The 15,627-nt window shown below is 64.3% G+C and carries 16 protein-coding genes; 8 read left to right on the plus strand and 8 right to left on the minus strand.

Annotation, left to right across the window (positions count from 1 at the left end):
• Positions 1-92: 92 nt before the first annotated feature.
• Positions 93-1,130 (minus strand): glycosyltransferase family 4 protein, encoded by a 1,038-nt coding sequence (locus AB7532_RS24735; RefSeq protein WP_441237299.1) that lies wholly within the window; start codon positions 1,128-1,130, stop codon positions 93-95.
• 125 nt (positions 1,131-1,255) lie between these two features.
• Between AB7532_RS24735 and galE the strand changes: the two genes are divergently transcribed.
• The 3 genes from galE to AB7532_RS24750 all read left to right on the plus strand — a co-directional run bounded on the left by galE (position 1,256) and on the right by AB7532_RS24750 (position 4,929).
• Positions 1,256-2,269: a UDP-glucose 4-epimerase GalE gene (galE, locus tag AB7532_RS24740; protein WP_441237300.1), complete on the plus strand. Its 1,014-nt coding sequence runs from the start codon at positions 1,256-1,258 to the stop codon at positions 2,267-2,269.
• Between the two features lie 118 nt (positions 2,270-2,387).
• Complete coding sequence (locus tag AB7532_RS24745; RefSeq protein ID WP_441237301.1) at positions 2,388-4,190, plus strand: ABC transporter ATP-binding protein; 1,803 nt, start codon at positions 2,388-2,390, stop codon at positions 4,188-4,190.
• Positions 4,191-4,227: 37 nt separating this feature from the next.
• Positions 4,228-4,929: a fumarylacetoacetate hydrolase family protein gene (locus AB7532_RS24750; RefSeq protein ID WP_441237302.1), complete on the plus strand. Its 702-nt coding sequence runs from the start codon at positions 4,228-4,230 to the stop codon at positions 4,927-4,929.
• Between the two features lie 84 nt (positions 4,930-5,013).
• On the opposite strand, the gene AB7532_RS24755 is transcribed toward AB7532_RS24750, so the two are convergent.
• The gene (locus tag AB7532_RS24755; protein ID WP_441237303.1) at positions 5,014-5,472 is read right to left on the minus strand and encodes a YybH family protein; all 459 of its coding nucleotides are present in this window, start codon (positions 5,470-5,472) and stop codon (positions 5,014-5,016) included.
• A gap of 130 nt (positions 5,473-5,602) precedes the next feature.
• On the opposite strand from AB7532_RS24755, the gene AB7532_RS24760 reads away from it, so the two are divergent.
• Both AB7532_RS24760 and AB7532_RS24765 read left to right on the plus strand, forming a co-directional pair.
• Positions 5,603-6,415: an amino acid kinase family protein gene (locus tag AB7532_RS24760; RefSeq protein ID WP_441237304.1), complete on the plus strand. Its 813-nt coding sequence runs from the start codon at positions 5,603-5,605 to the stop codon at positions 6,413-6,415.
• 13 nt (positions 6,416-6,428) lie between these two features.
• Positions 6,429-7,256 carry an amino acid kinase family protein gene (locus tag AB7532_RS24765; protein ID WP_441237305.1) on the plus strand — a complete coding sequence of 276 codons (828 nt, stop codon included), beginning with the start codon at positions 6,429-6,431 and terminating at the stop codon, positions 7,254-7,256.
• A 16-nt stretch (positions 7,257-7,272) separates the two neighbouring features.
• On the opposite strand, the gene AB7532_RS24770 is transcribed toward AB7532_RS24765, so the two are convergent.
• The 3 genes from AB7532_RS24770 to AB7532_RS24780 all read right to left on the minus strand — a co-directional run bounded on the left by AB7532_RS24770 (position 7,273) and on the right by AB7532_RS24780 (position 9,569).
• Positions 7,273-8,202, minus strand: coding sequence for an aspartyl/asparaginyl beta-hydroxylase domain-containing protein (locus AB7532_RS24770; RefSeq protein ID WP_441237306.1), 930 nt, complete (start codon positions 8,200-8,202; stop codon positions 7,273-7,275).
• A gap of 134 nt (positions 8,203-8,336) precedes the next feature.
• Entirely contained in the window at positions 8,337-8,492 is a 156-nt protein-coding gene (locus tag AB7532_RS24775) for a hypothetical protein (RefSeq protein ID WP_441237307.1), read from the minus strand.
• 153 nt (positions 8,493-8,645) lie between these two features.
• Positions 8,646-9,569 carry a LysR family transcriptional regulator gene (locus tag AB7532_RS24780; RefSeq protein ID WP_441237308.1) on the minus strand — a complete coding sequence of 308 codons (924 nt, stop codon included), beginning with the start codon at positions 9,567-9,569 and terminating at the stop codon, positions 8,646-8,648.
• Positions 9,570-9,774: 205 nt separating this feature from the next.
• Here AB7532_RS24780 and AB7532_RS24785 point away from each other — a divergent pair, with 205 nt between their 5' ends.
• Genes AB7532_RS24785 through AB7532_RS24795 form a run of 3 tightly spaced genes read left to right on the plus strand, consistent with a single transcriptional unit; the run spans position 9,775 to position 12,012 of the window.
• Positions 9,775-10,485 (plus strand): SDR family NAD(P)-dependent oxidoreductase, encoded by a 711-nt coding sequence (locus tag AB7532_RS24785; RefSeq protein ID WP_441237309.1) that lies wholly within the window; start codon positions 9,775-9,777, stop codon positions 10,483-10,485.
• A gap of 16 nt (positions 10,486-10,501) precedes the next feature.
• Positions 10,502-10,738 carry a tautomerase family protein gene (locus tag AB7532_RS24790; RefSeq protein ID WP_441237310.1) on the plus strand — a complete coding sequence of 79 codons (237 nt, stop codon included), beginning with the start codon at positions 10,502-10,504 and terminating at the stop codon, positions 10,736-10,738.
• A gap of 32 nt (positions 10,739-10,770) precedes the next feature.
• The gene (locus AB7532_RS24795) at positions 10,771-12,012 is read left to right on the plus strand and encodes a YbfB/YjiJ family MFS transporter (protein WP_441237311.1); all 1,242 of its coding nucleotides are present in this window, start codon (positions 10,771-10,773) and stop codon (positions 12,010-12,012) included.
• An 18-nt stretch (positions 12,013-12,030) separates the two neighbouring features.
• Here AB7532_RS24795 and AB7532_RS24800 read toward each other — a convergent pair whose 3' ends face one another.
• The 3 genes from AB7532_RS24800 to ahcY form a co-directional block, all read right to left on the minus strand.
• Positions 12,031-13,497 (minus strand): flavin-containing monooxygenase, encoded by a 1,467-nt coding sequence (locus AB7532_RS24800; RefSeq protein WP_441237312.1) that lies wholly within the window; start codon positions 13,495-13,497, stop codon positions 12,031-12,033.
• A gap of 50 nt (positions 13,498-13,547) precedes the next feature.
• The gene (locus AB7532_RS24805) at positions 13,548-13,967 is read right to left on the minus strand and encodes a nuclear transport factor 2 family protein (RefSeq protein WP_441237313.1); all 420 of its coding nucleotides are present in this window, start codon (positions 13,965-13,967) and stop codon (positions 13,548-13,550) included.
• Between the two features lie 163 nt (positions 13,968-14,130).
• Positions 14,131-15,552 carry an adenosylhomocysteinase gene (gene ahcY, locus AB7532_RS24810; RefSeq protein WP_441237314.1) on the minus strand — a complete coding sequence of 474 codons (1,422 nt, stop codon included), beginning with the start codon at positions 15,550-15,552 and terminating at the stop codon, positions 14,131-14,133.
• Positions 15,553-15,627: the final 75 nt, after the last annotated feature.

A 15,627-nucleotide genomic window follows, 5' to 3' on the forward strand; every position in this document is an offset into this window, starting at 1 on the left:
GGGCGACTGCCAAGCCATTGATTTTGTTGTCCCCGGCTACTGTGCATGGGGTTGTTTTCGACATTTTTGTTTTCGATCGCCGAACCGGCGGCTCAGAGCACCGACCGGTAGACCTCGCCGATCCGCGCCGCTTCCGCATCGAGGCTGAACTGCGCGAGCACCCGCGCCCGCCCCCGCTCGCCCATCGCCGTCGCAGCAGCCACGTCCCGCATCAGCGGCTCGAGCGCCGCGGCGAGTGCTTCCGCATCCCCCGTCGGGATCAGCACGCCACTCACGCCGTCCTCGACCACAAGCTCCGCCGCACCGGCACGCGCGGCAATCAGCGCGCTGCCGGCCGCCATCGCTTCAATCAGCGTCAGGCCAAAGCCTTCGTTGCGGGAGGTGAAGGCGTAAATCGTCAGCCGCTGATACCAGCGCTGCACTTGTTCGATCGGCAGCTCGCCGGTGATGACGATGCGCGATTGCAGGCCGGCCGCCTCGATGCGTTTCTTCAGGTCATTCGCAAAAGCAGTTTGCTCCGGCGTCACCTGACCGACGATGACAGCGGTGAAATCCGGGTAGCGCGGCAGCAGGCGGCACATCGCATCGACGAACACGTCGGTGCCCTTCTGCGCGCGCACGCGGCCGAAGCAGCCGATCGCGTAGCGGCCCGGCAAGCGGCTTTCCGCAAACGCGGCGGCGCGATCTGTCGGCGGTGTGTAGACATCGGTGTCGACGCCGTGCGGGATCACCGTCGCCTTGACCTTCAGAAACGAGGCCGAGATGTCTGACGTCGCGATGATCGCGTCCATGCGCCGGATGAGCCAGCGTGTGATCCAGCTGTGGTGCCGTTGCGCCGCCGAGGTGAAGACGAGCTTGAGCGGCCAGCCGAGGGCGCGCAGCACGACGCCTGCGATCATCTCGTTGTTGCGGCGCGCGTGCCAGATCAGCGGTGCCTTGCGGCGCCATAATTTCATCAGATCGGCGCCGCCGAGCCGCAAAATCCCCTCGGGCGCATCCGAGCCGAACCAGCCTGCGCGACAGCGTTTTGCCAGCCGCGGCGCCACCATCCGGTTGGTCGCGGTGACCCCGGAATAGCGCCTGTGCAGATTTGGCACGATCACTTCGAGATCGCCGGGGGAATTCGCCACGTCACGCTCCGTTTCGGACGTCCCTATACGCAACATTAAGCATAGTGACCAGTTCAGTCGCGCCGATACCCCCTCTTCACCACGCAAGCGCTAGCTTTGAGCGTTGATCGAAGACGGGTGAGATCATGACTGTGCTAGTCACCGGCGGCGCCGGCTATATCGGAAGTCACACGGTTCTGGCGCTGGCGGAAGCCGGCGAAGACGTCGTCGTGATCGACGATCTCTCGACCGGTTTCTCCGCATACCTGCCGGAAGGCGTGCCTCTGTTCATCGGCGACGCCGGCGACGAGAATCTGCTCGAAGGCGTGATCGCCCAGCACAACATCGAGAGCATCATCCATTTCGCAGGCTCCGTCGTCGTGCCGGATTCGATGCGCGATCCGCTCGGCTATTACCGCAACAATTTCACGACCGCACGCAACCTGCTCAACGTCGCCGTGAAGCGCGGCATCAACCGCTTCATCTTTTCCTCGACCGCCGCGGTCTACGGCAATCCTGACCAGGTGCCGGTGCCCGAGCACGCGCCGACGCGGCCGCTCTCGCCCTACGGCTCGTCGAAGCTGATGACCGAGATCATGCTGCACGACGTCGCCGCCGCCTACGGCATGCAGTACGTCACCTTGCGCTATTTCAACGTCGCCGGCGCCGATCCGCAGGCCCGCATCGGCCTTGCCACCGTCGGTGCCACGCATCTGCTCAAGATCGCGGTGGAAGCTGCGACCGGCCAGCGCGCCAAGATCGACGTGTTCGGCACCGACTATCCGACCCAGGACGGCAGCTGCATTCGCGACTTCATCCACGTCACGGATCTGTCGCAGGCCCATCGTTCCGCGCTGGCTTACCTGCGCAACGGCGGCGCCTCGACGACGCTCAATTGCGGCTACGGCCGCGGCTATTCGGTGCTGGAGACCATCGACGCCGTGCGCCGGGTTTCCGGCCGCAGCTTCGCCGTGCAATACGCGCCGCGCCGGCCCGGCGACATCATGACCATGGTCGCCGACACCAGCCGCATCCGCGGCCTGCTCGACTGGAAGCCGCAATACGAAGACCTCGAGACCATCGCCGCCCACGCGCTGGCCTGGGAGGACAAGCTGTTCCGCGAGCGCCACGGCGAGCTCCGCCACGCCGTCTCGGCCTAGATTCCATCGAAGCGCAAGCCCTTAATTGGGCTTGAAAACCCCCGCTTGAGCGGGCACAGAGGCCATTCGATCCCTGACGCGCGCGCAGGCCTTTCCCTGCGCCGTCAATGGACACCGGATGGCTCAGTTTCCAAAGAAAATCACCGACGATCCCTATACGGCAGCGATCCTGATTCGCCGCCTGGTCACGGAACAGGGGATCATCTACTGGCGGCGCTACCTCGTCGCCTTCGCGCTGATGGCACTCGCCGCCGGATCGACCGCGGGTGCGACCTACGTGCTCGGTCAGGTCATCAACCAGGCCTATGTCGACAAGAACATCCCGGGCATCGCGATGTTCTCCGGCATCACGGTGATCCTGCTCTTCATCAAGGGCGTGGCGACCTACGGCCACATGGTGATCCTGACCAAGATCAGTAACGCGATCCTCGCCACCAACCAGCGTCAGTTGTTCGCAAAACTGATGCGCGAGAGCGTCGGCTTCTTCTCCGAGCGGCATTCGTCAGAATTCCTGGCGCGGTTGACGGCCGGCGCCAAGGCAATCACCGACGTCCTCAACATGCTGGTCAACGCGATCGGCCGCGATCTCATGATGCTGCTCGCGATGATCGGCGTGATGGTGTGGCAGGACCCGGTGATGTCGTTCATCGGCCTCGTGGTGGTGCCGCCGGCGATGCTGGTGCTGCGCAAGCTGGTCAAGCGCATCAAGGGCCTCGCCTACAACCAGTTCACCGGCACCGCCGACATCATGGAGACGATGCAGGAATCGCTGCAAGGCATCCGCACGGTGAAGGCGTTCACGCTCGAAGACACCATGCAGAAGCGCATCGACGAGAACATCGCGATCGTCGAGCGCAACGCCAACAAGATGGCCCGCGTCGCCAACCGTTCCAACCCGCTGATGGAAATGCTCGGAGGCTTCGCGGTCGCCGGCTGTCTGCTCTATGGCGGCTACAGCGTGGTCGCGCTCAACGCCACGCCAGGCGCGTTCTTCTCCTTCATGACCGCGTTCCTGATGGCGACCGAGCCGGCCAAGCGGCTGGCGCGGCTCAACATCGACCTCAACAGCCAGCTCGTCGGCGCGCGCATGCTGCTCGAAGTCGTCGACAGCCCGGCGAGCGAGCATTCCGACGACGACAAGCCGGCATTGAAGCTCACCGACGCGCGGATCGAGCTGCGCGACGTCAGCTTCGCCTATCGCGCCAATGAGACCGTGCTCAACCGCATGAGTTTTGTGGCCGAGCCCGGCAAAGTCACCGCGCTGGTCGGTCCCTCCGGCGGCGGCAAGTCGACCGTGCTGGGGCTGCTGCTGCGCTTCTACGATGTGACGCAAGGCGACATCGTGATCGACGGCCAGTCGATCGGCGCGGTCTCACGCAAATCGCTGCGCGCCCAGACCGCCTATGTCGGCCAGGATGTCTACCTGTTCCGCGACACCATCCGCAGCAACATCGCCTTCGGCAAGCCCGGCGCGAGCGGGGACGAGATCATCGACGCCGCGAAGGCGGCCTGCGCACATGATTTCATCATGAGCTTCCCGCTTGGCTACGATACGCCGGTCGGCGAGCATGGCACGCAGCTCTCCGGCGGCCAGCGCCAGCGCATCGCGGTGGCGCGCGCGCTGATCAAGAATGCGCCGATCATCCTGCTGGACGAGGCTACCGCCGCGTTGGACTCCGAGTCCGAGCGGCAGGTGCAGGAGGCGATCGAGCATCTCTGCCAGAACCGCACCACCATCGTGATCGCGCATCGCCTCCACACCATCATGCACGCGGATGCGATCCTGGTGGTCGAGGGCGGCGAGATCGTCGAGCAGGGCCGGCATGACGAGCTGCTGCGCCGCTCCGGCCGCTACGCCTCGTTCTTCCGCCTGCAACATCACGACGCCGGCGCTCTGGCGCCGATCAGCGCAACGGCATAGAGTTCCTCCACCCCACCAAGAGCAGCGAGATCGCTCCATGAACGCCGCCTCCTACGTCATCCCGCTTCCGCCCCAGGCTTCGCTTCCCGTCGTCGGGGAAAGCGGCCGCTATCCCGTGCGCCGTATCTGGTGCGTCGGCCGCAACTATCTCGAGCACATCCGCGAGATGGGCAATGACGAGCGCGCTCCGCCGTTCTTCTTCGCCAAGCACGCAGACATGCTGGTGCCCGATGGCGCCACCATCCCCTACCCGCCGCTGACCAAGGATTTCCATCACGAGGTCGAGCTGATCGTCGCGCTGAAGAGCGGCGGCCTCAACATCCCCGCCGAGAAGGCGCTCGACCATGTCTACGGCTATGCCGTCGGCATCGACCTCACCCGCCGCGACCTCCAGATCGCCTCGCGCAAGAAGGAGCGTCCGTGGGAGATCGGCAAGTCGTTCGACGGCTCCGCGCCCGCCTCCGCGCTGCAGCCGGCCTCGAAGATCGGCCATCCCTCCAAGGGCAAGATCTGGCTCACGGTCAACGGCAAGGAAGCCCAGACCGGCGACCTCGAGCAGATGATCTGGAACGTGCCGGAGACGATCTGGCAGCTTTCACAGCAGGTGAAGCTCGCCGCCGGCGACATCATCATGACGGGCACGCCGGCCGGCGTGTCGCAGCTCCAGGTGGGCGACAAGCTCGAATGCGGCGTCGATGGCGTCGGCACGCTGAAGGTGAGCATCGGCCAGCCTGAATAAGCAGCACGATATCCAGATATCGAAAGGCCCCGGACGTGTCCGGGGCCTTTTGCATTTGGTGCGCGATCGCAAACCGTCGTCGATCTACCAGGCCTTCACCGGCCGGTTGGCATGGCTTGCTTGCGGCACGCCGCGATTAAGCGACATGTGCGAATGGACGCACAGCCAATCATTGCCATCTCCCGAGAATACCATCGTGGCACGCCCCGGACGCGGAAACGTGCTACCGTCGGGATGATAGCCCGTGCTCGTCCACGGCGCGATCACGGTTGCCATCGTGCCGTCGGGAGATGCAAGGATCGAGGTCTGCTCGAGCACGAAGCGAAAGTCGGTTGTCTTCGGCCAGACGTTATTCCACTGCGACGAGACCCATTGATCGATGCCCGGGATGACATCGTTGTGCGTGCCGAAGGCCAGCACGTCCGGGTGGAAGAGCGGCCGCGCCGAGGCGTAGTCGACCTCGCGGACGTAGCCCGCGAAGGTTTCCAGCCAGTCGCGGAAGAACTGCTCTATCCCGGTGTTCGCAAGTGGCAACGGGGCCATTGCCTGCTCCATGTTTGGCCGCTAAATCGCGGTGACCTTGTTGCCATGGACCGAAGCATGCAACAAGATTCGGTCAAGGCCGGACGGCCCGCCGCAGAGACTGCACCGGAAAAACGAGAGGATGTCTCGGATGTCGAACGCGATCACGGAGCTTGAGGGGCTGCTGATGCAGCGCTCGCTCACCGACCCGCAGCTTGTGGCCGCGGCGGAGAAGGCTGCGGACTTCCGCATCCTGCCGGACGCGACCGTCATCAAGATCGGCGGCCAGAGCATGATCGATCGCGGCCGCGCTGCAGTCTATCCGGTCGTCGAGGAGATCGTCGCGGCCCGGAAGGCGCACAAGCTGCTGATCGGAACCGGCGCAGGCACCCGCGCGCGGCATCTGTATTCGATCGCCGCCGGCCTTCGCCTGCCGGCCGGCGTGCTGTCGCAGCTTGGCGCTTCCGTCGCCGATCAGAACGCCGCGATGCTCGGACAGCTCCTCGCCAAGCATGGCATCTCCGCCGTCAGCAGCGCCGGGCTCTCGTCGGTGCCGCTGTTCCTCGCCGAGGTGAACGCGGTGATCTTCGCCGGCATGCCGCCCTATAGCCTGTGGATGCGTCCCGCGGCCGAAGGCGTGATCCCTCCCTACCGCACCGACGCCGGCTGCTTCCTCGTGGCCGAGCAATTCGGCTGCAAGGCGATGATCTATGTGAAGGACGAGAACGGCCTTTACACCGCGAACCCGAAGACGTCGAAGAACGCCACCTTCATCCCGAAGATTTCAGTGACGGAGATGAAGGCCAAGGGCCTTCAGGACTCGATCCTGGAATTCCCGGTGCTCGATCTCCTGAACGCCTCGCGCCACGTCCGCGAGGTGCAGATCATCAACGGCCTCGTCCCCGGCAATCTCACCCGCGCGCTCGCGGGCGAGCATGTCGGCACCATCATCACCGCGAGCTGAGGGGCGAACCGTCATGGCTGATACCAACCAGATCAAGCACGTCGCCTCGCCGCTCGCGCGCCAGACCTTGCTCGACAGCGATCTCACCCGTCCCGTTGCCGGCAACCGTCCGATCAAGCTGCTGCCTTGGCTGCAGGTCATCAAGATCGGCGGCCGCATCATGGATCGCGGGCACGAGGCGATCCTGCCGCTCGTCGACGAGCTGCGCGCGCTGTTGCCGGAGCATCGGATGCTCATCCTCACCGGCGCTGGCATCCGCGCCCGCCATCTCTACAGCGTCGGCCTCGACCTCGGCCTGCCGGTCGGCTCGCTGGCGCCGCTCGCGGCCAGCGAGGCCGGCCAGAACGGCCACATCCTGGCAAGTTTGCTCGCGCCGGAGGGCGTCTCCTATGTCGAGCATCCCACCATCGCGAGCCAGCTCGCGATCCACCTGCAGGCGGCCCGCGCGGTCGTCGGCAGCGCGTTTCCGCCCTACCATCATCATGAATTCCCGACCTCACGCATCCCGCTGCATCGCGCCGACACCGGCGCCTTCCTGCTCGCGGACGCGCTCGGCGCTTCGGGCCTCACGATCGTGGAGGACGTCGACGGCGTCTACACCAGCGATCCCAACGGCGCCGATGGCAAGAAGGCCGAACTCTTGAAGGAGACCAGCTTTGCCGAGCTTGCAAAGCTAAAGGGCACGCTGCCGTTCGACCCCGCACTGCTTGAGGTCATGGCGAACGCGCGGCACATCGCGCGCGTGCAGGTGGTGAACGGTCTCGTGCCGGGCCGGATCAGCGCGGCGTTGCGCGGGGAGCATGTGGGCTCGATCATCAACACGGGTGCCAAGCCGGTTTGACGCAAAGCACCAACAATCACGTCAACGCCGAAAACACGATGAGGCCGAGGATCAGCGCCGTCAGCGAGTACTTCAGCGTGTAGTAGACGTTGCGATTCCACGCCTTTATCTTGCGGCTGCCGAGATGGATCTCGTAGAGCTTGCCGAACACCTTGTTGAGCACGCCGACATGCTCGCCGTCGACGTTCTGGGTCGCCGACGCCTTGACGATGTGATGGCTGACCCAGCGGTTGATCGCGGTCATGAAGCCGTACTTCATCGGGCGCTCGACGTCGCAGAACAGGATCATGCGGTTGACGTCGGTTTCATTCTCCGCGCTGTGAATGAAGGTCTCGTCGAACATGAAGGCCTCACCGTCGCGCCAGACGCATTCGACGCCGTCGACGAGGATGCGGCACTTGTTCGAGTTCGGCGTCACGAGGCCGAGATGATAGCGCAGCGAGCCCGCGAAGGGATCGCGGTGCGCGCCGAGCTTGCCGCCGGGCGGCAGCATCGCGAACATCGCGCCATGCACGCTCGGAATCGAATTGAGCAGCTCAACCGTCTTCGGGCACAGCGTGCGCGCCGACGGCAGGAAGTCGTCGTACCATTTCAGGTAAAACCGCTTCCAGCCGCTCTTGAAGAATGAGTAGAAGCCCCAATCGTTGTTCTTCGCGGCGGCGCGAATGAAGCCTTCGTCGAACAGGCGTACGGCCTCGTAGCGGATGGTCTCCCAGTTCTCGCTCAGCGGTTTCAACTCCGGAAACTGCTCGACCGGGATCACCGGCTTGTTCGGCACCGCCGAGCCCGCATACATCAGCACATTGTAGGGCGCGAGATAGGTCGAGTGGTCGCCGAGCTGGCGCGCGAAGCGCAGCCGCTGTTTGCCGCGGAAATGAACGTAAATCGTAGAGGCAACAAACACATACAAAATGACAAGTTGCGGCGCAAAAAGCTGTTTCAGCATATCCCCAGTCCCCAGAGACTTCGCCGGGGACGTGATCTACTCCGACCTGGGCCGACCGGCAAGATATTCACCGGCCGGTCATAGTCACCCGGGCGAGAGCGCGGGGACGAAACTTGCAGCCGAAAAGTGCTGAATCAGCCGCGCGACAGCGCCTGCAGGCCTTTGAAGGTCAGGCGTTTGGGGTCCTTGACGCCGGCAAGATAGAGCTGGCGGATAAAGGCAACGACAGCGTTGCGGTCGCAATCGGTCAGCGCGACGACGGCGTCGACCGCGATCTTCTGGGCTTCCATTGGGCTCACCTCGGCCTTGCGAGTAACCCCGGCCGAGACAGGCTAGGACTCATCCATTAAATCGGCGTTAACCGCTTTGAAACCATCGCCGATTCAGCCCGGCCGCCGTATACGCGAAACAACGCATTGGCAGTCGCGGTGCGGCCGCAATGTCTAGCGCGCGCTGAGGCTCTTCTTGAGCTGCGCAAAATGCTTCTTCAGCCGCGGCACGGCGAAGTCGGTGAACGCTCGCACCTTGGGCACCGAGAGCCTGCCCTGCGGGCTGATCAGATGCGCCGGCATCTCCGGGTCTTCATCGTTTGCCAGCACGATCTCGAGCTCGCCGCGCGCGACCTGTTCGGCCACCTGGTACGAATACATTCGCGCGACGCCGCGCCCGGCGACTGCGGAGGCAACCGCCGCATAAGTGCTGTTGACGACGAGGCGCGGCGTGAACTGCACGGTGCGGGCGGCCGATGAGCCGGCCTGCGGCGCAAAGGTCCAGGAATTGGGCAGGTGCGCCATTGCCACGATCTGGTGCTTGGCGAGGTCGCCGGGCTCGGTGATACGCGGGTGCTGCTTCAGGTAACGTGGGGCTGCAACCACGACGCGGCTGATCTCGCCGACCCGCATCGCCACCATCGCCGAATCCGCGAGGTGACCGATCCGAAGCGCGACATCGACGCCCTCCTCGATCAGATTGACCGCGCGGTCGAACAGCAGAAGCTTGGCCGACACCGTCGGACAGGCGTCGAGAAACGCATCGAGGATGGGCCGGAGCACCATCTCGCCTGAGACCACAGGCGCCGTGATCGTGAGCAGCCCGCGGGGCGCCGTGCGGGGCCCGGCCGCGATATCGTCGGCCTCCTCCAGTTCAGTGAGCACGCGGCGGCAGATCGCAGCATAGCGCTCGCCCTCCTCGCTCAGCTTGATCGAGCGCGTGGTCCGGTGCAGCAGCTCGGTGCCGACATGCTCCTCCAGGAAGGCGATGGCGCGGCTCACTGCCGCGGGCGAGCGGCCCAGCTTCCGCCCGGCGGCCGCGAGGCTGCCCTCGTCCACCGCAAGGACGAACACCTGCATCGCATCCAGTCGATCCATGCCTTCCCACCGCCCCATCAAATTCCGGTGACAAGCTAGGCGTTCGCCGCGGCCGGGACAACCGGCGCCATGACGCGATCCGCCATTCGTTCGCGTCACGTAACAGTGTCTGCCGGACAACGTGTATTCGCAGCCGGGCTGCTGCGGCCTACGTGTTGACCCAAGCCAGCCGCTGGCCGGCACAAGTCAACAACAGGAGCCCGTCATGGGTATCGAGCAGAAGGTCGCCATCATCACCGGAGCATCGCAGGGCATCGGCGCTGCCCTGGTCCAGGGTTTTCGCAACCGCAATTATCGCGTCGTCGCCACCGCACGCTCCATCAAGCCGTCGGGTGACGACGATGTTCTCGCCGTCCCCGGCGACATCGCCGACCGGGCCACCGCCGAGCGCGTGGTTTCGCAAGCCGTCGCCCGCTTCGGCCGCGTCGACACGCTGGTCAACAACGCCGGCATCTTCGTCGCCAAGCCGTTCACCCAGTACACGCCTGAGGACTACGCGGCGGTGATGGGCACCAACGTCGCCGGCTTCTTCAACATCACGCAGCTCGCGATTGCCGAAATGGAGAAGCAGGGATCTGGCCACGTCGTCCAGATCACGACGACGCTGGTCGATCAGGCCAATTCCAACGTGCCGTCGGTGCTGGCCTCGCTGAGCAAGGGTGGGCTGAGCGCCGCGACCAGGTCGCTCGCGATCGAGTACGCCAAGCGTGGCATCCGTGTGAACGCCGTTTCGCCCGGCATCATCAAGTCGCCGATGCACCCGGTTGCGACGCATGCCCAGCTCAGCGCGCTGCATCCGGTCGGCCATATGGGCGAGATGTCCGACATCGTCGATGCCGTGCTGTATCTCGAAAGTGCCTCCTTCGTCACCGGCGAGATCCTGCATGTCGACGGCGGCCAGAGCGCCGGCCACTGAACCGGGGAGAACGGCGATGCCCATCGTCACCATTCAAGTGACCCGCGAAGGAACGACGCCGGGAGCGGCGTCGGTCACGGCGGAGGAGAAGGCCGCACTGATCAAGGGATCGAGCGAGCTGCTACGCGACGTGCTCGGCAAGCCGCTCGATTCCACTTTCGTCGTGATCGAGGAGGTCGACCTCGACAATTGGGGCTGGGGCGGCCTGCCCGTGCCGGAATTCCGGCGCCGCCGCGCCAGCCAGACAGGATGATCCGCGCGCCGTCATGCGCGCAGGAGGATGACATGCCCAACGCAAATACGAAGCAACATATGGAGGCCCGGCTGCACAAGCAGCCGGGATCGGTGTCACAATCGACGTCACAACGGACCTGGCGCTATGCGGTGGCAGGTTTGTCGGCATCGCTTGTCGGACTTGGACTCGCCCGCTTTTCCTACACGCCGCTGATCCCGGCCCTCATCGCTGCAAAATGGTTCAGCGCATCCGACGTCGTCTATCTCGGCGCGGCTAACCTTGCCGGTTATCTCGCCGGCGCGCTCGCGGCACGCGCCGTGGCCTCGCGCATCGGCGCTGTCCGCGCGTTACGGGCGATGATGCTGCTTGCCACCCTCTCCTTCTTTGCCAGCGCGACGCCGATATCGTTCATCTGGTTCTTCGGCTGGCGCTTCATGTCAGGCCTCACCGGCGGCATCATCATGGTGCTGGCGGCCTCCGTCATTCTGCCGCATACCTCACCCGCGCGGCGCGGCATCGTCGGCGGCGTGATCTTTGCGGGCGTCGGCCTCGGCGTTGCCGCATCAGGCACGCTGGTGCCGCTATTGCTGCAACAGGGCTTGCAACAGAGCTGGTATGGACTTGGCGCGCTCTCCGCCGTGCTCACGCTCGCGAGCTGGTGGAACTGGCCTGCGGAAGCCAGGACGGATGCAACGCCCTCGCATCAGGCGAAATCCCACCGGACTTCACCCGCCGTCCGTGCGTTGCTGATTCAGTACGGCCTCAACGCAGTGGCGCTGGTACCGCACATGGTCTTCATTGTCGATTTCGTAGCACGTGGCCTCGGCCAGGGTATTGCCGCAGGATCACGCTACTGGGTGCTATACGGCCTCGGAGCCATCGTCGGCCCGCTCATCACCGGTCATCTCGGCGACAAGCACGGGTTCGGCCCCGCTTTGCGCGCGGCTTTCCTGATCGAGGCTGCTGCTGTCCTGCTCCCTACCGTCAGCACCGCGCCTCTCTCGCTGATCGTGTCGAGTGTCGTGGTCGGCGGCTTCACACCCGGCATCGTGCCGCTTGTGCTCGGGCGCATCCATGAGCTCGTCCCGCGCTCTACCGAGCAGCAGCGCACGACATGGAGCCGCGCCACCACAAGTTTTGCGCTCTTCCAGGCTGCGGCAGCGTACGGGTTCTCCTGGATCTACGCGCAGACCGGCGGCGACTATCTGGTCCTGTTCGCACTCGGCGGCGGCGCCGTGGTGCTCGCACTCGCGATCGAGGTTGGCCTCTCGCTCTCGACGCGCAAGGCGTAAAAACAGCCGGCGGCGTGATCAGGAATATCGCATCACGCCGTCGTCGATCTTGCCGAAGCGCAGGGAGACGATGTCGAGGGCGTAGTTCTGGTACAGCCGCCACGGTTGCTTCGAGCCCTGCTTCGGCATCTTTGCGACCGAGCGCTGCACGTAGCCCGAGGTGAAGTCGAGCGAGGGCTGCGCGGTGATCTCCGGGTCGTCATTGTGCGGCATGGCTTGCCGGAAATTGTGGCGGTCCATGTAATTGATCAGACGGCAGACATATTCGCAGGTGAGATCGCATTTCAGCGTCCAGGACGCATTGGTATAGCCGAACGCCGAGGCCATGTTCGGGACATCGGCATACATCATGCCCTTGTAGGTCAAGGTATTGGCGAAATCGACGGCGCGGCCGTCGACGCTGACCTCGAGGCCGCCGACGACCTGGAGCACGAGCCCGGTCGCCGTGACGATGATATCAGCGGGTAGCTCGCTGCCATCCTTCAGGCGGATGCCGTCGCGCGTAAAGGTGTCGATCTCGTTGGTGACGACGGACGCGCGCTGCTCCCGGATCGCCTTGAACAAATCGCCGTCAGGCACGAGACACAGCCGCTGGTCCCAGGGATTATAGCGCGGGGTGAAATGGGTGGCGACGTCGTAGTCCGGACCGAGCGCCATCTGGACGCCCTTGAGGACCAGCTCCTTCACCTTCGCAGGCCGGCGGCGGCTGAGCTGGAAGAAGAACATCCCCCACATCACGTTGCGCCAACGGATGACGTGATAGGCCAGCCGCGTCGGCAGATTGCGGCGCAATTTGTTGGCGACGGGATCCTGCGCCGGGCGCGACACTACATAGGTCGGCGAGCGCTGGAGCATGGTGACCTGCGCCGCGGTCTTGGCGGGCTCCGGCACCAGCGTCACCGCGGTCGCGCCCGAGCCGATCACGACGACGCGCTTGCCCGCGTAATCGATATCCTCGGTCCATTTCTGCGGATGCACGATGCGGCCGGCGAAGTCAGCTGCGCCCGCAAACTCCGGCGTGTAGCCGGCCTCGTATTTGTAATAGCCCGAGCACATGAAGAGGAAATTGCAGGTGAAGCGTACCAGCTCGGTCGCGCCCTCGCCTGTCGTGCGCTCTACCTCGACAGTCCAGCGCGCCTCGCTCGTGGACCACGCCGCGCACTTGACGCGATGGCGGAAGCGGACGTGCTTCTCGATGCCATTCTCACTGGCCGTCTCCCGCACATAGTTCAGGATCTGCGGCCCGTCCGCGATCGCCTTCGGATCGGTCCACGGCTTGAAGGAATAACCGAGCGTGAACATGTCGCTGTCGGAGCGGATGCCGGGATAGCGAAACAGGTCCCAGGTCCCGCCGATGCAGTCGCGCCCCTCCAGGATGACGTAACTCTTGCCCGGGCACTTGCTCTGAAGATGATAGCCGGCGCCGATGCCGGACAAACCGGCACCGACGATGAGGACGTCGAAATGTTCTTTGGCTTCGGTCATGGCGTTCTCCCTCCACGCAGGATGGGCGGTGCCGCGCCGAATTGCAACCTTCACGGGGTGGCTGCAACAACCACGCAGGCCGTATCGAAGTACTCGTAATATTCGACAGCCTTGCCGTCCTTGAAGCGCCAGAAATTGATCTTGGGCGTTTCAGCAGTCTTGCCGGTCTTCTTGTTGCTCCAGGCTGTGGAGCCGCGCACGACGACGACGTCTCCCTGCGCGATGTATTCCTCCATCGTGTAGTGCTGCATGGTCCACCCGGCCAGCAGTTCGGTGAAATAGCTGCGGAGCTTCGTGCGATCATCATAATCCGTTGCAAACGCGAGTGGCGCCGCACCACGCGGGACGGAGCCGAACTTGATCTGCGGGCCAATGACGTTGTCGAACCAATAGTCGACGTTTTGCCCCTTGCTGTCGTTCCACTCGCGGTAGGCCTTCTTCAACAGCTCAACATTGGCTTCGCTGGACATCGCATTCCCTCCATCTGCATTCTGGCCATGAACGTGGGAACAGCGGCCGCCCGCTCCGGAAGTGGCAGGCTCTTGTCGGCTCTACCTGGAAGCGTACCACCCGGCAGCCCAACAAAAAAGGCCCCGGATCGCTCCGGGGCCTTGTGTCGCAAGCGCGTGGTGATCAGTACCGATAGTGATCGCTCTTGAACGGACCTTCCTGCTTCACGCCGATGTAGTCGGCCTGGTCCTTGCGCAGCTCGGTGAGCTTGACGCCGATCTTGGCGAGGTGGAGGCGCGCGACCTTCTCGTCGAGCGACTTCGGCAGCACGTAGACTTCCTTCTTGTACTTGCCGTCCTTGTTGTTGGCGTAGAGCTCGATCTGCGCCAGCGTCTGGTTGGTGAAGGAGGCCGACATCACGAAGGACGGATGGCCCATCGCGTTGCCGAGGTTCACGAGGCGGCCTTCCGACAGCATGATGATGCGGTGCTTGTCGGGGAATTCGATCTCGTCGACCTGCGGCTTGATGTTGGTCCACTTCAGGTTACGCAGACCAGCGATCTGGATCTCGTTGTCGAAGTGGCCGATGTTGCAGACGATGGCGCGATCCTTCATCGCGCGCATGTGCTCGATGGTGATGATGTCCTTGTTGCCGGTCGCGGTGACGAAGATGTCGGCGCGCGGAGCGGCGTCTTCCATGGTCACGACCTCGTAGCCTTCCATCGCGGCCTGGAGCGCGCAGATCGGATCGACTTCGGAGACCATCACGCGGCAGCCGGCCTGGCGCAGCGAGGCCGCCGAACCCTTGCCGACGTCGCCGAAGCCCGCGACCATCGCGACCTTGCCGGACATCATCACGTCGGTGCCGCGGCGGATGCCGTCCACCAGCGATTCACGGCAGCCGTAGAGGTTGTCGAACTTCGACTTGGTGACGCTGTCGTTGACGTTGATCGCCGGCCACAGCAGCGTGCCGGCCTTCTGCATGTCATACAGACGATGCACGCCCGTGGTGGTCTCTTCGGAAACGCCCTGGATGCTCTTGGCGATCGCGGCGAAGTAGCCCTTCGGCTTCTCCTTGAGCTGCTTCTTCAGAAGCGCGAAGAAGACTTCCTCTTCTTCAGAACCCGGCTTGTCGAGGAAGGCGGTGTCGCCGTTCTCGGCGCGCAGGCCGAGATGGACGTACATGGTGGCGTCGCCGCCGTCATCGAGGATCATGTTCGGGTGACCGCCGCCGTGCCAGTCGAACAGCTTGGCGGTGTAGTCCCAGTATTCGGCCAGCGTCTCACCCTTGACCGCGAACACCGGAATGCCGGCGGCCGCGATCGCAGCCGCAGCGTGATCCTGCGTCGAATAGATGTTGCACGAGACCCAGCGGATGTCGGCGCCGAGTGCGGCCAGCGTCTCGATCAGCACGCCGGTCTGGATCGTCATGTGCAGGGAGCCTGCGATGCGCGCGCCCTTCAGCGGCTGCTTCGGGCCGTATTCTTCGCGGGTGGCCATCAGGCCGGGCATCTCGGTCTCGGCGAGCGAGAGCTCCTTGCGGCCAAAATCGGCGAGCGAAATGTCCTTGACGATGTAATCGGTGAAGCCGGGCTTCGCGTTCATTGCGAGTGTCCTGTTGTTGAACGGGCATTCCGGCACACCTCGAAGAGGCGTCCCGGAATCGCGACGTGAGGATGA

Origin of the sequence: Bradyrhizobium sp. 930_D9_N1_4, from assembly GCF_052076015.1 — a bacterium.
Taxonomy (GTDB): Bacteria; Pseudomonadota; Alphaproteobacteria; order Rhizobiales; family Xanthobacteraceae; genus Bradyrhizobium.